The following is a 22,607-nucleotide window of genomic DNA, read 5'->3' as shown; positions in this document are numbered from 1 at the left end:
TCCAGACGCAATTACGCCAAGGCGAAATTGATACAAAAAAACTAATGACGAAAGAAGGAATTTTTAATGAATAACACTCCAATCGTATCTTGGTATGAAGGCACAAATGAATTTTCAAAGAAAGTAGACTATACAGTAAATTATGGAACTGTGGATGCAAGCTCACCCTCCCCCCAAAAAACATTCTTTATTTGGAATAACAGAGGGCAGCAAGAGGATTGCCCTAAAATGGAGGAAGTCACATTTACAACACGAGATCGAGATGGTGGTACAAACGTAGAAGCCGTTAAAGATAACTGGTTTAGAGTAAAGGTTGATTCGTTAGGTGAAAGTGGCTGGACAGAAGTTGGTAAAGGCGGAGGCACACAAAATCCAACAGGCCTTAAGGATTTAGGAACTACTGGCACTACAACTAATAAAAATGCTGCTACTGCTCAGGTATGGTCGAAGGAAAAAACATTTACTTTAGGTGCTTATGTTAAGCCCACTACTGCCAATGGTTTTATTTATAAAGTTATAAATGCTGGCACAACATCAGATCAAGAACCTGCTTGGGGAAAAGTTGATGGAAATACTTTTGTAGATGCTGGAATAGAATACCTAACAGTAAAAATAGAGAAAACACCGAATGCTAAAGAAATCTTAGGATTAGCAAATGACACGAAGGCAGATGGCTCAAACGCACAATTAGCAGGTGGTAACTTCGTTCAAATTACGGTCTATGCAGAAGTACCAATGACAGCGTCAGCAGGGAAAAATTCTTTAGTACAACGCGTATCATACCGCTACGTCTAATCTTGTCAGGTTTAGAGGGCAGGGGTCTATCCCCTTCCCTTTTTTTATAAAAACTTCAATACAATGAAGGGATGGATAGCATGCTATTTACTGAGGAAAAAAATATACAAGCAATCGGTCTTCCGTTTAATTGGAATGCTGATTACGCAAATGGAAAAAACTACGCTGAGTATGATCTGCTTACGCATAAAAAAAATGACTTTTATTTAGTACAGAAAAAACAGGTTATTCGTTTCGGTTTGTTTGGTCAAGGAATGAAATTTTTCTTCGAAATGGTGGATGGATCTTTTTACCTACACGGCAGAAAAATCGAAATCAGTTATGAAGATGAAAATGGAAAAGTATATACTTTAACAACAAATTTTGCAAACAAAGACCTTATTACATATAAAGAAGCCTTCACAGATTTCAGTAATGTGCAGGGCCAACAACGCTCTAACTTAAAATCCATTAATTTTGGCTATAAAACCATTTATCAGCAAGATGATGTCCAACTATTCTTTCAGCCCATCGTTGCACTGCCTTTTAGTCAGAGTGCTTTTATTGAAGTGAAAATAACCTCTAACAAAGCCATGAATGGATACTTAATCTTTAAATCAAGGGGCATTGAAGTAGAACGATTTTATGCACCATTAGAAGAAAATCGTGCAGGACAGATCAATTGGATCATTAAATAACTAGATAAGAAAGGAGTATGGTTATGAGAAGATTTTGGTTACAGCTTCCCGATAAAAATGAACTTATTGATATAAACACCAATAATAACAAACTATCACTATTTGAATCATCCACTGAGCATAGCTATACATTAGATCCTGGCATTTACTCGCTTGAAAAGTTAATTAGCATTTTTAATAATAAAGGTCTAGATGCAAAACTAGGCGAACTGAAAGCTGATAAAAACAGGAAGTTTATCGTCCTCTTTATGAAGGATACATTCACTTTTGCAAATGGCAGCTTTATCACTTTCTTAGGTGGAATTGAGTCTATTGATAAAGGCGATAGATTAGATGACAGTATTATACATATTTAATCAATAATCAAGAAAGGAGCATACTCTATGGCAATAGTAGGAGGTAATCTAGAGCGGAAAGAGATTGGATTGTCTTTTGGTGTTTCAGGCACACATCGAAATACGGAAATTGACGAAGTCACAGGACTTTTACGATTAGCTCAAGTGGATGTTGATGGAAGCGGAAATCCTATCTATGCAGAAGAAGGTACATGGATTTCTAAAGTAATTAATCTGGAAGATAAATTTCTGGATTTTGAAAAGGTTGTTACAACTCACACTACCAATGGTGCTAGCACATTCACAATATCAACAAGAACTTCAGCTAATAGCATGGATTGGTCTGAATGGACTGCAATTGCGGTTGATGGAACAATACAGTCTGATACAAAACAGTATATTCAGGTCAAAATTGACTTGTTTGCAGGATTTGTGACGGATGTTTTTAAAATCTCAAACTCAGACTTTGAAATCAACGAGTTTGTTGAAGCTTCAAATAGTCTTAGATTAAAACGTGAATATCAAGATGATATGACATTAGATTCATCATGGTCTGATACAGGAAGTGTTCATAGAAAGAAAATTACTCGTGATGAGTGGGTAAGAATTGATAGTTTGATGGTGGTGAGTAAATAATGGCAGGTTCAATAAGACCAAATCAATATATGTTAGAAGCTAATTATAATTTCATAGGTGGCTTAGGCTCTCAAGGTTCTCAAGCAAAGGGTTTATTTAATGGTTCAGCAGTAAATGAATGGAATACTGCTAATGTAATGTATTGGGCAGGAGGAAATGAATATGTGGAATTCGAAGTTTTTAATAATTTTCACATATGGAGAGCAGGTACTACTGGATGGAATAACTTATGTAATTCTTTAAAAATAAAAAAATATAATAGTCAAACCCTTGTTTATGAAGATGTGACTATAAATTACCCTCAAAAGTTAACAGCTATTACAGAAAAACAATGGGAAAAATCTATTTCAAATTTGCCTAAAGGTAAATACAGAATAGAATACGGTACTGGTGGAAGAATAGATTCAGAGTGGTTTTTGGAGAACGCAGAAGTAAATAAAACACTTATTTTACATGATGGTGAGTATAAAAAAGTAACACCTGCTATTCCATATTCACCTCAAGTATTAGGAGCTAAAGTAGGATTAGTGCCAAATATGACATCTTATACTGCACCTAGTGGATTAGCCTTTGCAAGTTCATTTAGTGTATCAGGGAGAGAACCGTGGCGAGTGTTTAATGGTAGTAATGCTGACAATACTTACACATGGGCAACAGTAAACTATAAGACAGACGGAGAGTTTATAGGATATATTTTTACCAATCCTCAAAATATTTTTTCATATGCAATATACCCTGTAAATATTGGAGATACCTACGGTTGGGATTTACAAATTTCGAATGACACAACCAATGGAACAAATGGTACATGGTCAACAATTGATACAAAGAGAGAACAATTGATGAGTCAAACACTTAATCATTATGATTTACTTGTCAACAAAGAAGCAAAAGCCTTCAGACTTGTCACACGCCCATCAATAGGTTCTAAAATTAACTCATGGATAAAACAATTACAAGTATATAAAAGAGATATTATTTCTCCTGAAATTCAAGCAGAATCTATAAAGATTACAACAGTATCATCCTCTCTACCAAACTCAACTCAGTTTATAGAACAAGGTATGGACAATCTATCTCCCCTACTTGACCGTACAGTGACAGAATTAGAACCTATGCCAATGACTAATAAAATTGAGATTTTAGGTGTTGGAGATGTAGGAAAAGTATTTAGTAAGTCTATCGACTTGAAGAAATATTTCGATATTAGAAGTGTGAAAGTAGAGGTGAAATAGTATGACTGTTTACAACAAATATGTGGTAGAGCGAGAAATGAAAAAATCAGGTGTCGCTTGGTTTACATTTGATGAAGTAAATGAAGATATATTTGACTCAAAAGGTAGAAATTTTGGTGTTAATACCAATGTTGCTAGAGTAGAAGGAGTTAGTGGAAAAGCATTAAGCTTTAATGGAAATAGTTATGTTACTTTTTCTAGTAAGATAATGCCATTAGGAAAAAAGAGTATTAGATTTAAAGTAAAGAAAGATAGTATACCTTCTGCTAGTCAGATTATTTATTGTGATTCAATAAATAGTGGCTATCATGGTTCAACTATTGCTATTAGTAGCATTGATGGCTCTATTTCTTTGCAAAGTGACAAAGGAACTTCGGGTACAGCTAGATTTACCATTGCATCAAAAATCAACATATGTGATGGAAAATGGCACGATATATTAATTACATGGGATGGAACTACTAATATAAATGGAGTTAAGCTATATGTTGATGATATGAAAGCTCCCCATGCAACGACAATAGCACTCGCAACGGAAACAACTACACAAAGATTTAATTCTATAGTAGGTAGATATTATGATGGTACAAGTTATCCTTCTGCAAATTATTTCATAGGACAGTTGGATGAATTTGAAATATACAATGAAGTTATTGACCCTATAGCAAATAAAATCTTACTTTTATCGAATGAAAAAACTTATTCATTACAACCAAAAGAAACAGTATATAAAACAAAAATGACCTCTAATACTTCTCCTTCCCCAATGGTTGCAAGCGCTAGTAGTGTGGCAAAAACTGGAAATTTAGCCTATAAAGCATTTAATGACTCGAATAGTACAACAGATGCTTACGACATTTGGGCTTCATTATTAAATCAAACAAGTGGATGGCTACAACTATACTTTGGCTCAAAGAAAATGTTCAATGCTTTTAAGATAACTTCAAGAGCCTTTATAGATAATAGTAAAGACTACATTACTGCTTCTCCAAAGAATTTTACCATGCAAGGTTCGAATGATGGAATTAATTTTGTTGATATAAGTGAAGTATTTGATGAAACAAATTGGAGTGCTAATGAAACAAGATTATTTATGATTAAAAATCCTAACTATTATAGCTATTATAGACTTAATATTACAACTGTTAATGGAGGTAAGTATGTATTCGTTGCACTACTAGAGTTCTTGAATGTAAATTCAATATCTGAAATTCCTAACCACAGCGAACAAAATTTTATTAAGTATGGTGCAAGTAGAATAGATAATTTAGAAATAATTCAATTAAGTAAATACTACATTTTACAAGATACTGTCTCAGAAAACGAAGAAGGTCTTTGGACAACTCAATTAGATAGAAAACCACTCAGCATTGGATTTAATTGATGCTGAGTTTTTGTTTTAACTACAACTATTTACAATAAACGAGGTGAAAGAATGAGCAAAAACTCTATAAATTTTAAAGCAGGTTCTTATATTGAAGGAGGAGCTATTATCTCTCCTAGTAATATGGTAACTGTTTCTTTTTTCATTAAAGGAGATATTTCTTCCGCAAATAGTTGGCATACAGTATTGGGTTTTAATGAGGGTAAATATAATCTATATTTGATAAACGATACTGTTAAAGGCTTTGGTTTTAATACATGGGGCGCAGATATTAGAGGGATTAGTGATGTATCAAAAATTTTGGACAATAAAATTCATCATATTTTGGCTATTTTTACTGGCGATACTGCAACTGATGAACTATGGATTGATGGTGAGCAACAATCAATAAGTCTAATTACAGGAGCAGTTAACACAGCAAATATGACTGTAAACAATACTAGATTCTTTATTTCAAGAGGTTATAATATTTCTACTACAATTCATAATGGTCAACATTTTAACGGTAATATTGATGATATTTCTATTTGGGAAGGGAAAATTACTGTAGATGAAGCACTTTCAAAAAAAGGGATAATTGGCAATAAAATTGCTTATTACAATATGGACAATATGAATAATAACAATAGTGTTGTAGAGTTGGTATCTAAATTGTCTTATAGTATTGTTGGAAGTTCATGGTCTTGGGATAAAGAGCTTGCCATATTTAATAGTTTTACTATAAAAAATTCAACAACAAATAGCTACTACTCCCTATCAGATAACACTCTAATCCATCTACCAAACAGCTCAATAGAAAACATGATTTTACATGGCATTGAACAAGGTAAAGAGATTCAATTAAATGTACATTTTGATAAGATTAATTATGTCAATGAAAACCCTGTCAATAATGTGAGTGGTAAAGTGTTTACACACGATATTGGTAGAATTGATAACTTAAATATAAGAGAGGTGAAATAGATGGCAACTATTGGACAAACACTACCTTCTCCTGAAAACGGATGGAAAAGGTATGATGATAGTAATGGCTTCATAGTTTACAATGGAAATTGGTTTATAAATGGTGCTGTTGGTATATGGAATGGTTCTCAACATTATTCGAACGAACTAGGAGTCAGTCTTGAATTTTGCTTCAAGGGAACAGAACTTAGAATATTAGGTCAAACATTCCCAAATGGAGATAATAACATTAAGATAACGATAGATGGACAGACTGAAACATTCTCTCAACAAGGGTCTTCTTCGGGAGTAGATACTTATCAAATACTAAACTACGAGAAAACTGGTTTAATCAATGGAGTTCATAAAGTAATTATAGAAAAATCATCTGATACATCAAAGTATATAAGATTTGATGCTATAGATATTGATAGCAATGGATATTTAGTCAGACCTGATTATTTTGAAACAGATTATCCAGAACCACTGAAAAGTCATGGTGTAGCATGGTTTGGCTTCGATGAAACAAGTGGAAATACTTATGATAAGTTAGGTAATGGGTATGTTGGTACTGTCACAGGTGCAACAAGAACTCAAGGATGGAATAATGAAGGTTCTGCTCTTGGAGCTACAGGTGTAAATCAAATTGTTAAATTCAATGCCCCTGTAATTCCATCTAATGATTTTAGTATAAGATTTAAAATAAAATGCCTTCCTAATACTGCCACAGGTGGACAGTATTTTTTTAATACCTTTACAAGCAGTTCAGATTTGAGAGGTCTTTTTGTCAATATATATGGTGATGGCTATATAGGAGCAGGGATTTCTACTAATACAAGTGCAACAGCGTGGTCTGACTATTTTAATACAGTAGATGATGGCTTATTGATAGCTGACAATCAATGGCACGATATTTTAATATCAAGAGGTCAAGGTATTTTCACAATATATGTAATAGATAGAAACAAAGAGTATAAAACTATATCTACAGGAAGTAGCTCTTATCATGGTAGTCTAAATCTATTGAACAGAAATGACTTAGTAGCACAAGCAGGAAGATTTTTAAATGGTCAAATTGATGATTTACAAATCTACAATAAAGCCCTATCCCCTTCTGATTTCACTCAAAAACGGTTAGCAGTCAAAACAACAGACAATAAAAACCTTGTTTTATCTACTAACACAGCTCGTGTAAAAGAGATTCCTAATACAGTAGAATACATGATGTTAGCTCAAGGTGGAGTGATAAAAGAGATTGATTCAGCAGTTGATAGCACACCAATTGATTTCACTAAAACTACAACTGAATATGAAATTGTGACTAATAACAGAACACCATTAGGGAAAGGTAGATTGTTTACTATTCCTATTGGTAGTCATTTTAAAACAGCAATGATTGAGGACAACTATTAAATTAGCTGTCCTTTTAATATGGAAAAATATTGGAGGTCAATACAATGGCTAATAGTAAAGATAATTTAATTAAATATGGTAAAGCCTTTATCGGATTTGATGAAACCAGTGGTAATGCTATGGATTCTATAGGTGGATATACAGGAACATTAATTAATACCCCTACTCGTGTAACAGGTTGGAATGGTGAAGGTTATGCTATGTCATTTAATGGTAGTAATCAGTATATTGATTTTAATGAAAGAGTTATTCCCATCGGTGCAAAAAGTATAGTTTTTAAAATAAAAACAAATATTAGCAATAACTCTACAACTACATCTATCATGTGTTCGGGATACAATAGTAACAATCATGCAATTCGTATAGATTACAATATATCAAATGGTATAACAGTATACCTCTTGAGGGGTACTTCAGCAGGGGACGAAAGACTTATTATCACTAATAATCTAGTTGATTTATCAGATGGTAGTTGGCACAAGATAGTCTTTACTTGGGATGGCACTATCAATACAGATGGAGCAAGAATCATAATAGATGATAGTTTTATTACTTACGGAACCGCTAAATCAATTGAAGTAAATCCATATCATAGTAACCTAAGAATCGGTAGAGATAATTCTACGCTAAATAGGTACTTTAATGGACAATTAGACCAAATAGAAATTTATGACAGAATAATCTCCCCTATCCCTGATAAACACCTAATCCAACACAACTCACAATACAAATACCATGACGGCACTTCTTGGCAAACAACAACAAACACAGAAAAAGACTTCATCAAATACGGTATGAACAACCTAGACCATATCACAGAAACCCAATGGCAAGAGCTATCAGGAAACAAATCAATTGCTATGTGGTCTGATTTTGAGGACAAACAATTCGCTTCTGTCGTGTTGAACAAGGAGGACTTCACTGCACAAGATTTACTAGGTGATACACCTCAGGTTATATACTACACTGATTCAGACGCTTCACAAATCATCGTGGAAACAGGTGTGGAGCCATTTAGTGTCTATGACTATATCGGCGAGCTACCTACTGTAGTGGCTTATACAGAAACAACGGATGATATTATCGTATCAACGACTACTGAGCCATTTGATATTTATGATGAATTTGGTGATAGTGTGGAGGTTCTTTATTATACAGATGATGAAGCTGTGACGAGTGCTGATTTAATCCTTGAAGCAAATTGGTCACCTCTAGATGAGTTAGAGGGTGATTTTGACATAGTTACATGGACAGATGAAGCTCCTGATACTGCTAAAAGAGTGCTTGAAATGAAAGCAGTACCTAAACCTCAATTTATTAAATTAGTGAATCCTAAGCGGCTCTATGGTTATTTAGATGATGTTTTCGCAGCAGATATTTCCCAATCCTACCGAGATCAAGCTCGTTATTTTATTACAGATGAAACTATCTCTAGCTGGTATGTGTGGGATGCTTCAACCCAATCATTTATTATAGCAGACATTTCAAGTGAGGAAGCCATCCTAAAGAATGGTATGAAATTCACAGACATGAATAAAATCACCGATAAACAATGGAGAACTTGGGCTAAGCCATATTTAAATATTGGCGTGTTCCTAAAGGATAATCCACGCGATACTATTATCTCAATTGTTGATAATGTTTCATATGAAGACTATCTTCCTAGACATACTAATACTTTGGAAAAGGCAAGCTTCTATCTTTTAAATACAACAGCTAAGATTGATATTTCTTTAGTTGGCAATACGCTTAAAGGTATTCTAAGTGACGAAGATCTTACACACGTTCAATATCGTATGCTATTAAATGATGCTTATTATTATCCAGCAGACGGCAGCTTTACAAAATTAGCAGCATCTCCACAAAATATTAGCCTCTCAATCGCTAGTAAACATATAAAAATTGATGATTGGAATACCTTGAAAATAGAGTTTCAGGATTCCTTTGGCACAACAGATTATTGGCAAACTACGTTTATTGGAACTTACTCAGGACTCGTGTTCAAAGATGTTTATGGTAAGTATTATTCAAATGAAATTGGTGAGGTTTTAAAGTATCTTGACTTTGGAATTATTGTCGCTGGGCAGACCACTGTTGAGCATGAAGTAATTCTAAAAAATCAATATGGCTACGATGTTAAAAATATTCACTTGTTTGCCAACACATCTAACTTCCCTACTGGAATGAAGATAGAGTTTAGTGAAAGCTTAGCCCCATTTACCCCCTACCCTGAGTTAAAACTAAATCGAACACTCCAGAACAACGAAGAAATGTCATTCTTCATTCGATTACAAACTGAATTAGGTGTAACGCCTGACGCTAACGGTTCATTTGACATTATCGTGAGAGCAGACAAAGCCTAATCACAATACAATGTGATAAGGAAGTGAAAACTATGGAAAGCAATATATCTTCCAATCAAAAAAAACAGGAAATTGCCATTTCACCAATTACGGATACTTCTTTTATTAATGCTGAGACTGAAATAAAGCCACATAATCGCTTTCAAGCAAAGTATAAATTGTTTGCAGTCGACTATTCAGATCTATTAGCTAACCTGATCGTTAAACAATTCGAAGACGCTGATTTAAGCACAGAAATCATTCCTCGAGCAATTGGTGCAAATGAAAAAGAAACTTTAATTTCTATCGTTTATCGTGGAAATTCACATGTTTTAGCAGAAATACAGCCTTATATCCACAATTTTGTTAAAGCGGAAATTGACATACGCCCTCATAATCGGATGGTAGCTATTTATGAAGTGCAACAGCCTCCTATTGTCACTGATTTATTTCATCCTACACAAGATGCCTTTACTCGAGAGAAAGCAGATTTTCAATCCATTAATTACGGTGAATATACCTCTATGGTTGTCGGACGAAGCGATGATGATATTTGGCGATCATTCGTGCAATTTGATTTACATTCTATCCATCCATCCTATATTTTAACGGATGCTAAACTTCGTTTATATTTTAGTGGATCTATCCCGAATGACATTCAGTTAGAGCTTTATAATGCCAATAAGCCGTGGGCAGAAACTGATATTACTCACTTAAATAGACCTACACCTATTAAGCTAATAACAGATCAATATACAGTAAATGCAACAGCAGGCTACGTTGAATTTAATGTATATCCTATTGTAAAGGATTGGACATCATTAAAGTTAGCTAATAATGGCTTTATAGTTCGTCTATCAAATGAAACCTCCAATGGACAAGTGATCTTTAAAACTAGAGAATCCTCACAGCCTCCAGAATTACTTATTAATTATTACGATTCTAGAATTTTCAGTATTGGGAAAAGCCAACATCTTACAGAAATTTTTATCTTCAAGAGACAAAATTCAGATAAAAACACCGAAATTACCGTTGATTCAGTATTTGATTTTTGGAAACAAGATACTGAAATATATGTACATAGAAAAGAAGTTCCATTAGCTGCGGATATACTCACCGACATTACAGTGAATAAAGCGTATGTAAATGTAGAAATAATTGTAGCAATCCCTTTAGAGAGTAATACACCAGCTGAAATAAGTGTTAGGAATCCTCTTGTAGATAAAACAAATGCAGAGATTACCATAAATAAACCAGACGTACCTGCTGAAATAACTGTGAGAAAAAGTGAAAGTAATACCCTCCTAACAGACATTTGTGTATCTAAACCGGATATTCCTGTTGAAATTATTATTCCGTATTATGATGACAGTATTCTATTAGCCGTTATCGAAGCAAATGATATTTATCTCAATGAGATTAATACAGTTATTATTGTGTCAAAAGATATTATTAAAGCAGAAATTACATCACGGATAGCTGATCAAGAAAATTTATACACTGTCATAACAGTAAGTAAAAGTAAAATACAGAGTGAAATTTTTGTTAAATATTCAAACGATATTGATGTTGAAATTGAAGCATATGTAAAGAATGATATTGCATCGGAAATAATGGCCAGTATTCCTCTAATACCTGCTGAGATAACCGTCCAAAGATATGATAACGATGATAAACTGATTGAAATATTTAGTGCCTACACTTCCATTATAGCGACTGAAATAATGGTTCATCAAGCTGATGATTTAGAAACGGCTATAGATATTAAGGCAACCAGCAATATGGACGCTAAACTTATTATCTCTAAGCCTGCTATTTGGAGTGAAATTACCATTCCTACATGGGATGAATCAAGGATTTTAACAACCATTGAGCCGCGTATTTTTATGGTGAACAATATCCAAGCTATTATTGTGGTTAATGGTGGCGTTTCAGGATACGCATTTATTATGTAAAAGAAGGAGAATTTTTATGATTATTAAAAATTACGAGATTGGTGAACTATATTCATTTTTATTTAATTTAATTTTAAAAGGCAAAGAATCACGTATGCGAACTAGATTTTTAAAACTTTTAGAGGACCAATTAAATCTAATTAACCTTGAAAGACAACAACTAATATCAGACTATGCTGAGAAAGATGATCATGGAGAAGTTTTGTATAATTTAGAGCAAGTGGATGGCAAGGAAATGGAGGTTCCTATATTTACTGATGATTCTGAGAAGGAAATTCAAAAGCAAATTTTAGCTCTTTTAAACGAAGACTTTATTATCGAGGAAACAGCTGACAAAGCTGACATACTTCAAACATTACAGGAAATTATATTAAATTGCGATTTAGAATTTACAGGTAAAAAAGCAACTATGTATGATAGATTTTGCGAAATATTTGAGGACATTCCATTACTAAAGCAGCCAGAGATTACACAATAATTTTTAAAAAAGGTAGGTGTAGAAAATATGCGCCTATCCTTTATTTATTTTTAAAAGTTGGTGATTACATTGCAAGAAAAACTAGGTGAACGATTAGCCAGTGCTGAGGTTGAAATTAAGAATCAAGAGAACCGAATTTCAAAATTAGAAGGTAATCATGAATTATTATATCGCTTAACATTAGTATCCGAACAGCAGCAGGAGATGAATAAGCATCAGCAAATTCAATTACATCGAATGGATAAAACCTTTAATAATATTAATATCAATCTTACGAAATTAAATATGACCCAGGTTGAATTACAGGAGGATGTTAAAGGGATTGGTCAACGTGTGGATAGTATTGAGGAAGATCTAAAGCAGGAATCTGAGAAGGATTATATCTCCATTGGTGACATCATTAAACAATATCTGCATTGGTGGATACTTCTTCCTACAATTATTATTGGTGCTTTTATTTTAAAATTATTTGGCTTATAAGAAAGGAATGATGCCTGATGAAAATTAATTGGAAGGTTCGCATTCGCAATCCTCAATTTTGGATTACGGTAGGATTATCCGTAATCACTCCCCTCTTTGCCTATTATGGCATTACCGGAGCGGATTTAACTACTTGGCAAAGTGTGTGGACATTAATTATGGATGCAGTTTCCAATCCATATGTTTTAGCATTAATAGTCGTTAGTACATATAATGCCATTCTTGATCCTACAACAGCTAACCTAAGTGATTCCTCAAGAGCATTAACCTATAATAAACCGAAACGAGATGAGTGATAATGGTCGATTTTATGAGTCCTGTGAAGAATGCTCGCTTAACTAGTAAATTTGGTTGGCGAAATATCGGCTTTGGGAAGGAATGGCACCAAGGCATCGATTTAGCTTCAACAGGAAAGGTTCCAATTTTTGCTAGTGCTGCTGGCATTATTACGCGAGCACAGGCATTAAGCAGCTATGGAAATGTTGTGATGATTAAGCATACAATCCATGGCAAAACATATGAAACAAATTATGCTCATTTAGATTCTTCCTGCGTTCAAGTAGGACAAAAGGTGAAGCAGGGGCAGCAAATCGGAATTATGGGAAATACAGGACGCGCATTTGGTGTTCATTTACACTTCGAAATACATAATGGTCTTTGGCAAACGGGACAACCAAATGCCGTTGATCCTATGAAATACATAACATTAACGAATGAAGCTAAAGGAGAGCTAACCATGTCACAATACAATGAATTGCTAAATAAAATAAAAGAGCTGGAAAACGCTTTGCAAACAAAACAAGCTATTATTCCAACGCGTAAAGCCACTGAAACGCATAAGGCCGCATGGGATTGGCTACAATGCCAAGGTATTACTGATGGCTCGAACCCTCAAAATTTTGTAACACGTGAGCAATTTGCAACAATGCTCAAACGATATCATGAGTCCAACTAATAATTTCTCTCCGCCAGTAAAACCATGATACAATGAAAGGAATACTGGCAACTAAGGAGATTTTGCATGAGGCTTTCAACCATTTTAAATTTTTGTATTCTTGTATTTTTCACCCTACTCTTCGTCAATGATTTTTTCCCAGATACCACATTAGCTGCAGTACTAAGCAAAAAAATAATTCTGCTTATTTTAGTGATTTTGGTCATTGTACAAATCACGTTGGATAAGGGGCAATATAAAAGGCTATCTAAGAAAGCGTATGTTAGCGTAACATTGTATACCGTAGGACTTTGGATTATCTTAACATTGCTTGGCGGCAAATCTGAGTTTGGCCTATCCTTCAACAGCCCTATATTTTATATCATCGTACTATTACTAGGACTGGATTTACTTCGTATCTATCGCCAATCTAAGTTGGAACAAAAGTAATAGCCGCAGAATTTAAAGCGTTAACCGTCATTTTGATAATTCTATCCACCACTTGAGCTGTTCTATCCATCGTTCCAATCTTTCTATCCGTCACTTTGGCGATTCTATCCATCATTAAGCATGTCACCGACTTACTTTATTCGGTGGACATGCTTTTTCTAAATCAGTACAAAACTTTGAATTGACACATATACTGAAAATAAAAATACCCCAATTAATAACCAACCATAAACTTTTCTCTTTTGCAGAAATTCCCTAATTCCTAATATTAACATGAGTAAACCTAAGAAGAATATCATTAAGAAATTCAGCTGATAATCGTGAGTAATAAGTCCATATGCAGCGAGTGATATTACAATGATTGTAAAAATAATGTGCAAAATTTTCAGCATACTTTCACTCCTCCTTCTGTTAACTAGTATTTAGTCATAATACCGAGAGGGAAACCTTTACATACCGTTTATTTAATTAATAAAATGATAAAAAACAGCCTTCATTGTTTTTGAAAAAACCATTTATAATGCAAATTCAATCGTAGTAGCAGTTCTTTCAGCTGCTGATTCTCCAATCGTTTTCCCCACAAGATAAAGCGCCATATTTATTCCTGAAGAAACACCTCCAGAAGTGATGATGTTACTGTCCTGTATAACCTTATCTTCAGAAATCACCTGAATATCTGGATAATTTTCTTGTAGTATTTTTAATGCTAAATGATGAGTCGTTCCTCTTTTACCATTTAACAATCCTGTTTCTCCTAAAATAATTGCCCCTGTACAAACTGAGCATATGTATTCAATATTTTTATGTTTAATTATCCAATCTTGAATTTTTTTATTCTTACTAATAGATTGAACAGCCCTTAAAGGACCACCAGGGATTATTAAGATATCTAAATCAGGATGATTATTAATCGTATAGTCAGGAATCACTTTTATCCCTGAATGAGTTTTAACTGACTCCCCATTCTCCGTTATTAAAAATACTTCAAATGGTCTTGTTGGTAACAAGTCTTTTTTATAAAGAGTTAAAGCCTGCTCCGCCTTACTATTCGAGGTTAATGACAAAACCTCTGCAGGACCTGAAAAATCTAATATATCAACATAGTCATATATCAAAATGCCAACTTTTCTCTTTCTCATTTTTATCCCCCCTCAATTTCCATTATCTCACTACTCAAGGATACTCGAACTAGCTGTCAATTGTATAACGTTATCCACCCTATCCTTCCAACTTCACCTCAAAACAGAAACAGATTAGAACCTTTATAACGCCTCTTAAAGGTATTTATTTTGAATAAATACCTTTACCATTGTGGATGGCAAGCCTAAAGTGTAGTAACAAACCACCAATTGTTGTAAAGTTACAAGGTGCTGATTTTGCTTGTTTTGGAAATGTTTCTTCATACCATTTTCGAGTGATTTTATTATTATTTTGTAATTCATAGAAAGCAGCTTCTAATTCCACATAGCTTACTTTTTTATAGTTACCTATCTGCCCAATAGAATAGCAAATTCCTTTCTCATCAACTCTAATAACTCTACTGGACCCTTTCACTTTATGAAATACTAAGTCTTCATGAATTGCATTTTTAAAAGATGGAAAATCTATCTTTTACACCTACTTTCAAATTGTATATTTTATAGATTTATGCATTGTCAGAGTTATTTTTTAGCAATGTATTTTGTAATGTTTCTGAATCAAATTCTCCTGATAAATAATATAACTTTAACCAATATGCATTATTTTCAAGATAAGTATCCAATGCTCTGCTAATATTTATTTCCATAAGTTCTTTAACAATTATCATAGGAGGCATAGCTGGAAGATATTCAAGCTCCTCTTTTTCCATCAATGTCTCAAGATTTTTTGGGGTACATACAACTAGTGTGTAGGAAAAACCATCATCTAGCTTTACAAAAATATCAATGTTATCATCTTTAATATCAGTTATTTGTGATAATGCAGTTGGATATTCAATGTTAGTGATTTTCACATTCGACTCTCCTATTATTTTAGGATTTTTTTAAATATCATTCTCGTAAAACATCTATACAATTATTCTCTTAGTATTCGTCTAAAATTACCACTCAGTCATTCATCTTAGCCACATTTCCGCTAACTTAATGGATTTTGATTTCCGTTTATATTTTACTAAATTAACCATACTTTTTTTATGCGGCGTAGCTTGCGCGGTACAGGAATGTTTGAGTTATGAGCTAATCTCTAATTTTTTGTTGTTCTGTAAATTCTTTTTGATTGCTATATATTAACGCTACATGATAAAATATTTCTGCACTTCAAAGGGCATAATCAATTCTGGGCTGTAGCGTCTTCCAACGCTGCAGCTTTTTCTTTTATCTTTATATCACATTGAAAATAGCTAACCACACTCAAACCGCATTATACAGGCCTTGTTAAGGTTATTATGATTCAAGAGCATTTAATGTGAAATGAATGCATGCAATATCAAAAAAACCTATAAACTATACAATACTTTGTGATTTTAAACTAAGCAAAATAAAACATAAAAATGAATTAAATTGGGGCTAGACTAGGGTTTACTGGCGAGCATGTGTATAGGAATGCATGAGATTGGGCTAATTACTTCAATTTTTTTGTTAATCAACTATATACATAAATAAAGAGTCAGGAACAATTAAAAAAAATGTTAGATCGATTGTATTTCAGTTAACATTTTTTTGATTCAAGAAGAATTTCTTAATTCAGTACAACGAAACAGCTATTATCCATTTTCGCTATTTTACAAATTAATTGAGTTCTGACCGAGCCCCATTCTAGGTACATAAGTTAACCCTCAAAAATAATTGTTAAAGGTAACTTTATTTTCAAAATAACTACAGTTAGCACAAAGGTAATCTTTATTTATAAATATAGAACTGTACATATTTGACCAAGGAATATGTTCAGAACATCTTTCACATTTATCTACATACTTATCACGTAAAATACCATTCTCCAAAAAGACATACCATTGTTGATCCGATAAACTTTCAGGTCCATTTTTTATGACAAGCAACGATATTTCTAACGCTTCACCATCGTCAAATCTATTCTCACTAATTAATTCTTTTAAATATGAAATAAATTTAGATGGTTCTCTTAATATTCTTTGTTTAAGCTGTTCTCTTTGCATAAAACCTCTCCTTTTTCCACCTACTTCAATTCGATAAAAGGAGAGAATTTCCTTTTATTTCTGACAATAAAAATAATGCTAGTTTATATTTCATCGTCTTCGCTGTAGTTACCCACACTTTTGTTTTAAGGACAGTGCTTTAACCCCGTAATACACAATTTTTGAAATATACTTTGATTGATCAGCCCCTTCCACTGCATCTAATAGTAATCACAAAAAGCACCCATTCATAAAATTAAATAGGTACTTTTTGTATGAATAACGTCTTCAAACATTACGTATACTGTTAAAGCCTTGACGGTTTCGCCTGTTGAGGTTACTATAATGTTAGTAAGATTCTTGTCGTGAGAATCGCATGTAGTGCAAACGCTCAAGTGGCTCTTGGGCGTTTTTTATTTTACCCAAAGGAAAACGACACCCAGTAAAAAATACTGAATGGCGCTTCCTTTTTTACAGCATCATACGAAAGAAACGGTAAACAGTATCTAACACACGAAATAGATCTGTTGTGTATCGAAAGATGGCTAGTCTTTCTTCACGCTGTTTCTCTCTTTTTGCCTTACTCTTTTCTTGTCGTGATAACTTAGGCATGTAGTGCACCTCCTTCCGAAAAAGGAGTCAGCTAGATGCTGCTTATTTATTGTAGCATGTTAATATTACCCGTCAAAGTTTCCTTGAGGGCGTTCTTAAATTTCATACGGCCACACAATCACAGAAAAAAGCATCTACTCTCATGGAGTGATGCTTTTTTTGTGTATGAAGGTAAAAGTGGGGCTAGCTACCCCACTCAAACCGCTTGATCTAGACATTAACAAAGCCTTTATGATTCTAGTACATTTAAAATAGCATCAAGTTCATTGACTGCAAGATCAAGGCGTTCCTTTGCCTCGATGTTTTGCTGCTTTAATTGACTAAACTCTAGCAGATTTTTTTCATGCTTGAGCTTGATAGAGGACAGACGTTCAATTCGTGCCTCCAACTTTTCAATTGCTTGCTCACAAACGGCTGACCAAAGCTTTTCTGATTGCTGCATTTCAGTCGTGGATGGGTTGTGCTGACGCATAATTCGTGCATAGATCGCTTCTATTTGCTCAATTAATTCTGAGTAAAAATGACGCTCGACACGAGTTGTTTGGAATGTTGGGTGCTCTACCTCTTTTGCATATGGGGTAATTTGACGTAGTAGCTTCCCTGCATTTTCGCCGAAACCATGTGATAGATTAAGGACATTCATCAATTGCAATAGTAAACGGATTTCTTCAAGATTGATCAGCTGTGAATCAATGCTTTCCTTAAGCTTTAACGATTCCATATAGCGTCGATCAAAGTGCTCAATTTCGCCATTGCGTTGCTCTACTAAATGGACACTTGCATTGTCTTTTAAGCTTTTAATATAGCGAATGGCATGGCTCTTTAGCTCTTCCATCGACAGCAAGTTGTCATTGTCTTGTTGTGGTTTTTCTCGTTGAACATACGCAAATGCATCCATTTTTTTGGGCCATTTTGCTGCTGGGGTTTCTTCTGAGACATTATAGCGTATATAAATTCCGTGCATTCCATATCCTCCAAGTCCATTTAACAAGTATCTCTAAAGACAATAAATCGAATACGGTATTTTTTCAAGTAAAAAACTTTTAATATTTGAAAATCCTTCTTTTGAACAATGTTAAAAATCCCGAATAGTTGATACTATTCAGGATTTTATATAATAAGAACCTGCTTGGCTTATCCTTTGACAAGCTTAGTTCTCATACGGTTTGACGCATATTCCACCATTAAAATAAGTAAAATTAATCCTACTAAAATAGCTCCTACCTCAGACCATTTATATGCATTCATTGCAAAAATAAGGGGTGCGCCTATTCCTCCAGCTCCTACTAAGCCAAGTACGGTTGCATCACGTAAATTCATATCAAAGCGATAGATGACAATCGATAAAAATAAAGCCGTCAATTGTGGCCATATACCATAACGAATCTTCTCCATCAGCGTACAGCCTAGAGCTTCCATCGATTCTAATATACTCTTATCCAAATCCTCTATCACATCAACATATAGCTTGGACAGCATGCCTATGGATGTTAACGACATCGTAAGCACACCAGCAAATGGCCCTTGACCTGTAACTCGAATAAACATAAGACCATAAACAATCGCAGGAATGGTACGTATAACGATTAATAGTAAACGCACCACAAATGCAATTGGCTTGGGGACTATATTCGAGGCTGATAAGAAGGCCAATGGAATAGCTAGAAATGCTCCTACAATCGTACCAAGAAAGGCAATGGCCATTGTTTCAATTAATAAATAAGGAACCCCACCTGTAGTTGCATTAAATAATAATGTCCAATCTAGCTGCAGTAGCCCTAGTAATATATTTTTTGCAATTGTTGCCCCATTGTTAGATATCGAGTCAGCATGTATCGTTGATATCGACCATATAAATAGCAAACCTACAATCAAAAGGGTTAGAAAGTATGACATACGTCGATTCGGTTGTACTTGTAATTGCTTTTCGATGGCATTCATAGCTTCACCCCTACATTAATCTCTTACGGAAATATTCACTAGTTGATTCAATGATAAAAACAGTACAAACAAGCATTAGTAAAATCATGCCTACATTTGCATAGCTTCTCCACCCCAAGCTTTCATTAAGAAGCAAACCAATTCCACCAGCACCGACATACCCTAGAATGGATGCATAGCGGACATTTCCTTCAAAGCAAAATAATGATGTCGATATGTAGTTCGGGAGAATCTGCGGCAAAATGGCATAGCGAAATGCCTGAATGGTTGGCAATCCCATTGCCTGCGTAGCCTCAAATGCCCCCATATCAACATTTTCAATTTGTTCATATAAAAGCTTTCCGACATATGCAATTGTGAATAAAAAGATGGCAATAGTACCAGCCATCGTTCCAAGCCCAAATATGAATGTTGCAATCAGCGCAATGATTAGTGTTGGTAATGTGCGAAGTAAGCTCAACACAAATTTGCTTAACATCGCAATCCATTTATTTTTAGTAATATTCGCTGCAGCAAGCATAGCAATAGGTAAGGCACAAATAGCACCTGCTACAGAGCCAAGCAATGACATTTTAATAGTATCGAATAACGGCTGCCATAGCCTCGCTACATATCCCCAATTAGGTGGTACCATCTGCTGTACAATCACGAAAAACTGATCAATTCGATCCCTCAAGACTTCTAGACTAAAGCCTGTAATACGCATAGAAAGCAATGTTAAAGCAAAGAGGATAAGCCATATTAGTGGCATGATGGAGCGCTTTTCCAGCACTTCCTTACCATTAGGCAATACTATTTTTTGCGGCAATAGTAGCTTCCATTGCATGATGATTTACACCTCTCCCCACTTTCGTATCATTATAAATAAAAGCAAGCGTCTCCTCATTGATTTCATCCGCTCTCCCATCAAAAACGATTTCTCCGTTCCTTACACCAATAACACGAGTAGCATAAGCCAATGCCAAATCAACGTGATGTATATTAATTAAAATTGTCATGTTTAATTCTTGATTAATACGTTTAAAATCTTCCATCACTTGCTTAGCTGTCACAGGGTCCAATGATGCGACAGGCTCATCCGCTAAAATAATTTGGGGATTTTGAGCAAGTGTACGTGCCAAGGCTACGCGCTGCTGCTGACCGCCGGATAACTGATCTACTCGTACATAGGCCTTCTCTAAAATCCCTACTTGATCCAGAGCCATTAATGCCTGGAGCTTCTCTTTTCTTGTAAAAACACCAAAGATTTTTCGCCAAAGTGGCATATTAGGAACAAAGGAAACAAGGACATTTTTCAAAACGGATACACGTGTTACCAAATTAAAGGATTGAAATATCATACCAATATTTCGGCGCAGATTTCGTACCTCCCTGCCCTTTAACTGACCCACATTAATAGTATTTACCCGCAAAGTTCCCCCAGAGATATCGTGCATTTTATTAATACAGCGCAATAGTGTTGATTTCCCTGCGCCTGACAAACCGATAATCGCTACGAACTCCCCCTGCTCAATCTTAAGGTTAATGTGATTCAATGCAAGAAAGCCATTGGGGTATCTTTTTTCTACCTCTTTAAACTCAATCATAGTAACGCTCCTTTTATGATAGAGGAATTGCATCATAGGCTAAAAATTAAGAATCTGCGAGGCTTTCTGCGGATAAGCCGCAAGCCTCGCAGATTCAGTAAATATTTCTATGATGGTCAGTCCTTTTTCATGCTATTTACTTCGAACCAAGATTTTGAACTAGCTCCTGTGCCTTACGCTCATTGTCATAGTCGCTATCTGTGGCTGCCTGATAGCCTTCATGGCTGTAGATCGCGATTACTTCCTTCCCTTTTTCAGAATTACCAATATTAATAAATGCTTGCTGAATAGCCTTCTTTAATTCGTCATTCATGACTTTTGAATTTTTACTGACACTAATTGTGTCATTATAGATTGCAGGCATAACACCAAGTAAGTCTGTTTCCTCCCAAATAGAAGCGGAGCGACTAAAATCTCCTTGCCAGCTTTCCTCATAATCGCGACGTGCATCTGCGTACGTTACTAGGACATCTGTTTGTCCAGCAGCTAACCGTGCAAAAGCATTACCATAGGAATCAGCCTGTACAACCTGTGCTAAATCAGGAATTGTTTTATTAAATTTCTCATGCAGCCATAATGTTGGATAAATATAGCCTGCAGGTGATGAGCTTGACATAACATTCCAAGTAACATTATTTAAGTCCTCAAACGTTAATTCCTCACCATTATTTACTTTCGCTGCTAAAGCCTTTCCTTTTTCCGATGGGCCAGCAACTAAAATAGCTCGATAAGATATTGTTTGTGCTGTCGTTGGTGCAGTAGGCTCATTTTTATTCCAATCAATAGGATTATCTGAATCATTGCTTAAGCCTGCACGTGTCGCTGTTAGAATTACTTCGGCGCCATCATCATAAAGTACATAAGTCCCTCCTGGAATTAAACCAATATCCATAGTCCCAGCAGACAATGCTTCGCCAACCGCTTCAAAATTTGTTCCAACAGTAATATCAATTTCACCTACATCAAAGCCTAATCCTGCTAACTCGTCCTTTAGTAAACCCTTTAAAGGTTCTGTTGCTGTAATAATTTCATCAGGATCTCGGGAAGGCACAAAGCCGATGGTTAATTTTTTTACGGATTCATTTCCACTTACATCCGAGGAAACATCTACTGTTTCTTCATCATCAGATGTTTTAGAGGCCTCATTTCCACATGCCATCAGCAATATTGACAGCATGAATGTTACACTAAAGAATAGTAATTTCTTCAAATTATTGTCCTCCTCATGTTTGAAATGCTTCCTCAGTATAAACAGTAAATATTTTCCTAGTGTGAATAG

At 34.7% G+C, this 22,607-nt stretch carries 26 protein-coding genes; 15 read left to right on the top strand and 11 right to left on the bottom strand.

All coding sequences use genetic code 11. The annotated features are described in order from the left end of the window. Positions 1-66: 66 nt before the first annotated feature. The 15 genes from AC1RNS_RS01885 (at position 67) to AC1RNS_RS01815 (ending at position 14,056) form a co-directional block, all read left to right on the top strand. A complete protein-coding gene (locus tag AC1RNS_RS01885; protein ID WP_492990362.1) occupies positions 67-795 on the top strand; it encodes a hypothetical protein in 729 nt (242 codons plus the stop codon). Positions 796-875: 80 nt separating this feature from the next. Next, positions 876-1,472, top strand: coding sequence for a hypothetical protein (locus tag AC1RNS_RS01880; RefSeq protein WP_492990360.1), 597 nt, complete (start codon positions 876-878; stop codon positions 1,470-1,472). A gap of 23 nt (positions 1,473-1,495) precedes the next feature. Then, entirely contained in the window at positions 1,496-1,828 is a 333-nt protein-coding gene (locus tag AC1RNS_RS01875; protein ID WP_492990358.1) for a hypothetical protein, read from the top strand. 27 nt (positions 1,829-1,855) lie between these two features. Further along, positions 1,856-2,443, top strand: coding sequence for a hypothetical protein (locus AC1RNS_RS01870; RefSeq protein WP_492990356.1), 588 nt, complete (start codon positions 1,856-1,858; stop codon positions 2,441-2,443). Then, positions 2,443-3,678, top strand: a complete 1,236-nt coding sequence (locus tag AC1RNS_RS01865; protein ID WP_492990354.1) for a hypothetical protein — start codon at positions 2,443-2,445, stop codon at positions 3,676-3,678. The genes AC1RNS_RS01870 and AC1RNS_RS01865 overlap by 1 nt, the downstream gene beginning before the upstream one ends. A gap of 1 nt (position 3,679) precedes the next feature. Next, complete coding sequence (locus AC1RNS_RS01860; protein WP_492990352.1) at positions 3,680-5,062, top strand: LamG-like jellyroll fold domain-containing protein; 1,383 nt, start codon at positions 3,680-3,682, stop codon at positions 5,060-5,062. A gap of 51 nt (positions 5,063-5,113) precedes the next feature. Continuing rightward, positions 5,114-6,025 carry a LamG-like jellyroll fold domain-containing protein gene (locus tag AC1RNS_RS01855; protein ID WP_492990350.1) on the top strand — a complete coding sequence of 304 codons (912 nt, stop codon included), beginning with the start codon at positions 5,114-5,116 and terminating at the stop codon, positions 6,023-6,025. Then, positions 6,026-7,417, top strand: a complete 1,392-nt coding sequence (locus tag AC1RNS_RS01850) for a LamG-like jellyroll fold domain-containing protein (protein WP_492990348.1) — start codon at positions 6,026-6,028, stop codon at positions 7,415-7,417. A gap of 44 nt (positions 7,418-7,461) precedes the next feature. Then, positions 7,462-9,780, top strand: coding sequence for a LamG-like jellyroll fold domain-containing protein (locus AC1RNS_RS01845; RefSeq protein WP_492990346.1), 2,319 nt, complete (start codon positions 7,462-7,464; stop codon positions 9,778-9,780). A 32-nt stretch (positions 9,781-9,812) separates the two neighbouring features. Then, positions 9,813-11,714: a DNRLRE domain-containing protein gene (locus tag AC1RNS_RS01840; RefSeq protein ID WP_492990345.1), complete on the top strand. Its 1,902-nt coding sequence runs from the start codon at positions 9,813-9,815 to the stop codon at positions 11,712-11,714. A gap of 16 nt (positions 11,715-11,730) precedes the next feature. Beyond that, on the top strand, positions 11,731-12,192 hold the full coding sequence (locus AC1RNS_RS01835) for a hypothetical protein (protein WP_492990344.1): 462 nt from the start codon (positions 11,731-11,733) through the stop codon (positions 12,190-12,192). A 69-nt stretch (positions 12,193-12,261) separates the two neighbouring features. Continuing rightward, positions 12,262-12,672: a hypothetical protein gene (locus tag AC1RNS_RS01830; protein WP_492990342.1), complete on the top strand. Its 411-nt coding sequence runs from the start codon at positions 12,262-12,264 to the stop codon at positions 12,670-12,672. A 17-nt stretch (positions 12,673-12,689) separates the two neighbouring features. Beyond that, positions 12,690-12,968 carry a phage holin gene (locus AC1RNS_RS01825; RefSeq protein ID WP_492990341.1) on the top strand — a complete coding sequence of 93 codons (279 nt, stop codon included), beginning with the start codon at positions 12,690-12,692 and terminating at the stop codon, positions 12,966-12,968. 2 nt (positions 12,969-12,970) lie between these two features. Then, a complete protein-coding gene (locus tag AC1RNS_RS01820; RefSeq protein ID WP_492990340.1) occupies positions 12,971-13,627 on the top strand; it encodes a M23 family metallopeptidase in 657 nt (218 codons plus the stop codon). Positions 13,628-13,693: 66 nt separating this feature from the next. Then, positions 13,694-14,056: a hypothetical protein gene (locus AC1RNS_RS01815; protein WP_492990338.1), complete on the top strand. Its 363-nt coding sequence runs from the start codon at positions 13,694-13,696 to the stop codon at positions 14,054-14,056. Between the two features lie 158 nt (positions 14,057-14,214). Here the strand turns inward: AC1RNS_RS01815 and AC1RNS_RS01810 are convergent, their stop codons facing one another. The 11 genes from AC1RNS_RS01810 to AC1RNS_RS01760 all read right to left on the bottom strand — a co-directional run bounded on the left by AC1RNS_RS01810 (position 14,215) and on the right by AC1RNS_RS01760 (position 22,538). Then, on the bottom strand, positions 14,215-14,448 hold the full coding sequence (locus tag AC1RNS_RS01810; protein WP_492990337.1) for a DUF3953 domain-containing protein: 234 nt from the start codon (positions 14,446-14,448) through the stop codon (positions 14,215-14,217). A gap of 123 nt (positions 14,449-14,571) precedes the next feature. After that, positions 14,572-15,195 (bottom strand): DJ-1/PfpI family protein, encoded by a 624-nt coding sequence (locus AC1RNS_RS01805; RefSeq protein WP_492990336.1) that lies wholly within the window; start codon positions 15,193-15,195, stop codon positions 14,572-14,574. A gap of 145 nt (positions 15,196-15,340) precedes the next feature. Next, positions 15,341-15,520 (bottom strand): hypothetical protein, encoded by a 180-nt coding sequence (locus AC1RNS_RS01800; RefSeq protein WP_492990335.1) that lies wholly within the window; start codon positions 15,518-15,520, stop codon positions 15,341-15,343. A 181-nt stretch (positions 15,521-15,701) separates the two neighbouring features. Beyond that, positions 15,702-16,049 (bottom strand): hypothetical protein, encoded by a 348-nt coding sequence (locus AC1RNS_RS01795; RefSeq protein WP_492990334.1) that lies wholly within the window; start codon positions 16,047-16,049, stop codon positions 15,702-15,704. A gap of 822 nt (positions 16,050-16,871) precedes the next feature. Next, positions 16,872-17,210 carry a hypothetical protein gene (locus tag AC1RNS_RS01790; RefSeq protein ID WP_492990333.1) on the bottom strand — a complete coding sequence of 113 codons (339 nt, stop codon included), beginning with the start codon at positions 17,208-17,210 and terminating at the stop codon, positions 16,872-16,874. Positions 17,211-17,660: 450 nt separating this feature from the next. Continuing rightward, entirely contained in the window at positions 17,661-17,801 is a 141-nt protein-coding gene (locus tag AC1RNS_RS01785) for a hypothetical protein (protein ID WP_492990331.1), read from the bottom strand. 229 nt (positions 17,802-18,030) lie between these two features. Beyond that, positions 18,031-18,765 (bottom strand): hypothetical protein, encoded by a 735-nt coding sequence (locus AC1RNS_RS01780; RefSeq protein WP_492990330.1) that lies wholly within the window; start codon positions 18,763-18,765, stop codon positions 18,031-18,033. Between the two features lie 170 nt (positions 18,766-18,935). Further along, positions 18,936-19,742 carry a phosphonate ABC transporter, permease protein PhnE gene (gene phnE, locus AC1RNS_RS01775; protein WP_492990329.1) on the bottom strand — a complete coding sequence of 269 codons (807 nt, stop codon included), beginning with the start codon at positions 19,740-19,742 and terminating at the stop codon, positions 18,936-18,938. Between the two features lie 10 nt (positions 19,743-19,752). Further along, the gene (gene phnE / locus AC1RNS_RS01770; RefSeq protein WP_492990327.1) at positions 19,753-20,568 is read right to left on the bottom strand and encodes a phosphonate ABC transporter, permease protein PhnE; all 816 of its coding nucleotides are present in this window, start codon (positions 20,566-20,568) and stop codon (positions 19,753-19,755) included. Further along, on the bottom strand, positions 20,525-21,328 hold the full coding sequence (gene phnC / locus AC1RNS_RS01765; protein WP_492990326.1) for a phosphonate ABC transporter ATP-binding protein: 804 nt from the start codon (positions 21,326-21,328) through the stop codon (positions 20,525-20,527). Before phnC ends, phnE (AC1RNS_RS01770) begins: the two co-directional genes overlap by 44 nt. A gap of 136 nt (positions 21,329-21,464) precedes the next feature. Further along, positions 21,465-22,538, bottom strand: a complete 1,074-nt coding sequence (locus AC1RNS_RS01760) for a phosphate/phosphite/phosphonate ABC transporter substrate-binding protein (protein ID WP_492990325.1) — start codon at positions 22,536-22,538, stop codon at positions 21,465-21,467. Positions 22,539-22,607 lie beyond the last annotated feature (69 nt).

Source organism: Lysinibacillus sp. GW821-FHT14F06, assembly GCF_058803665.1.
This window is presented reverse-complemented; position numbering and strand designations above follow the sequence as displayed.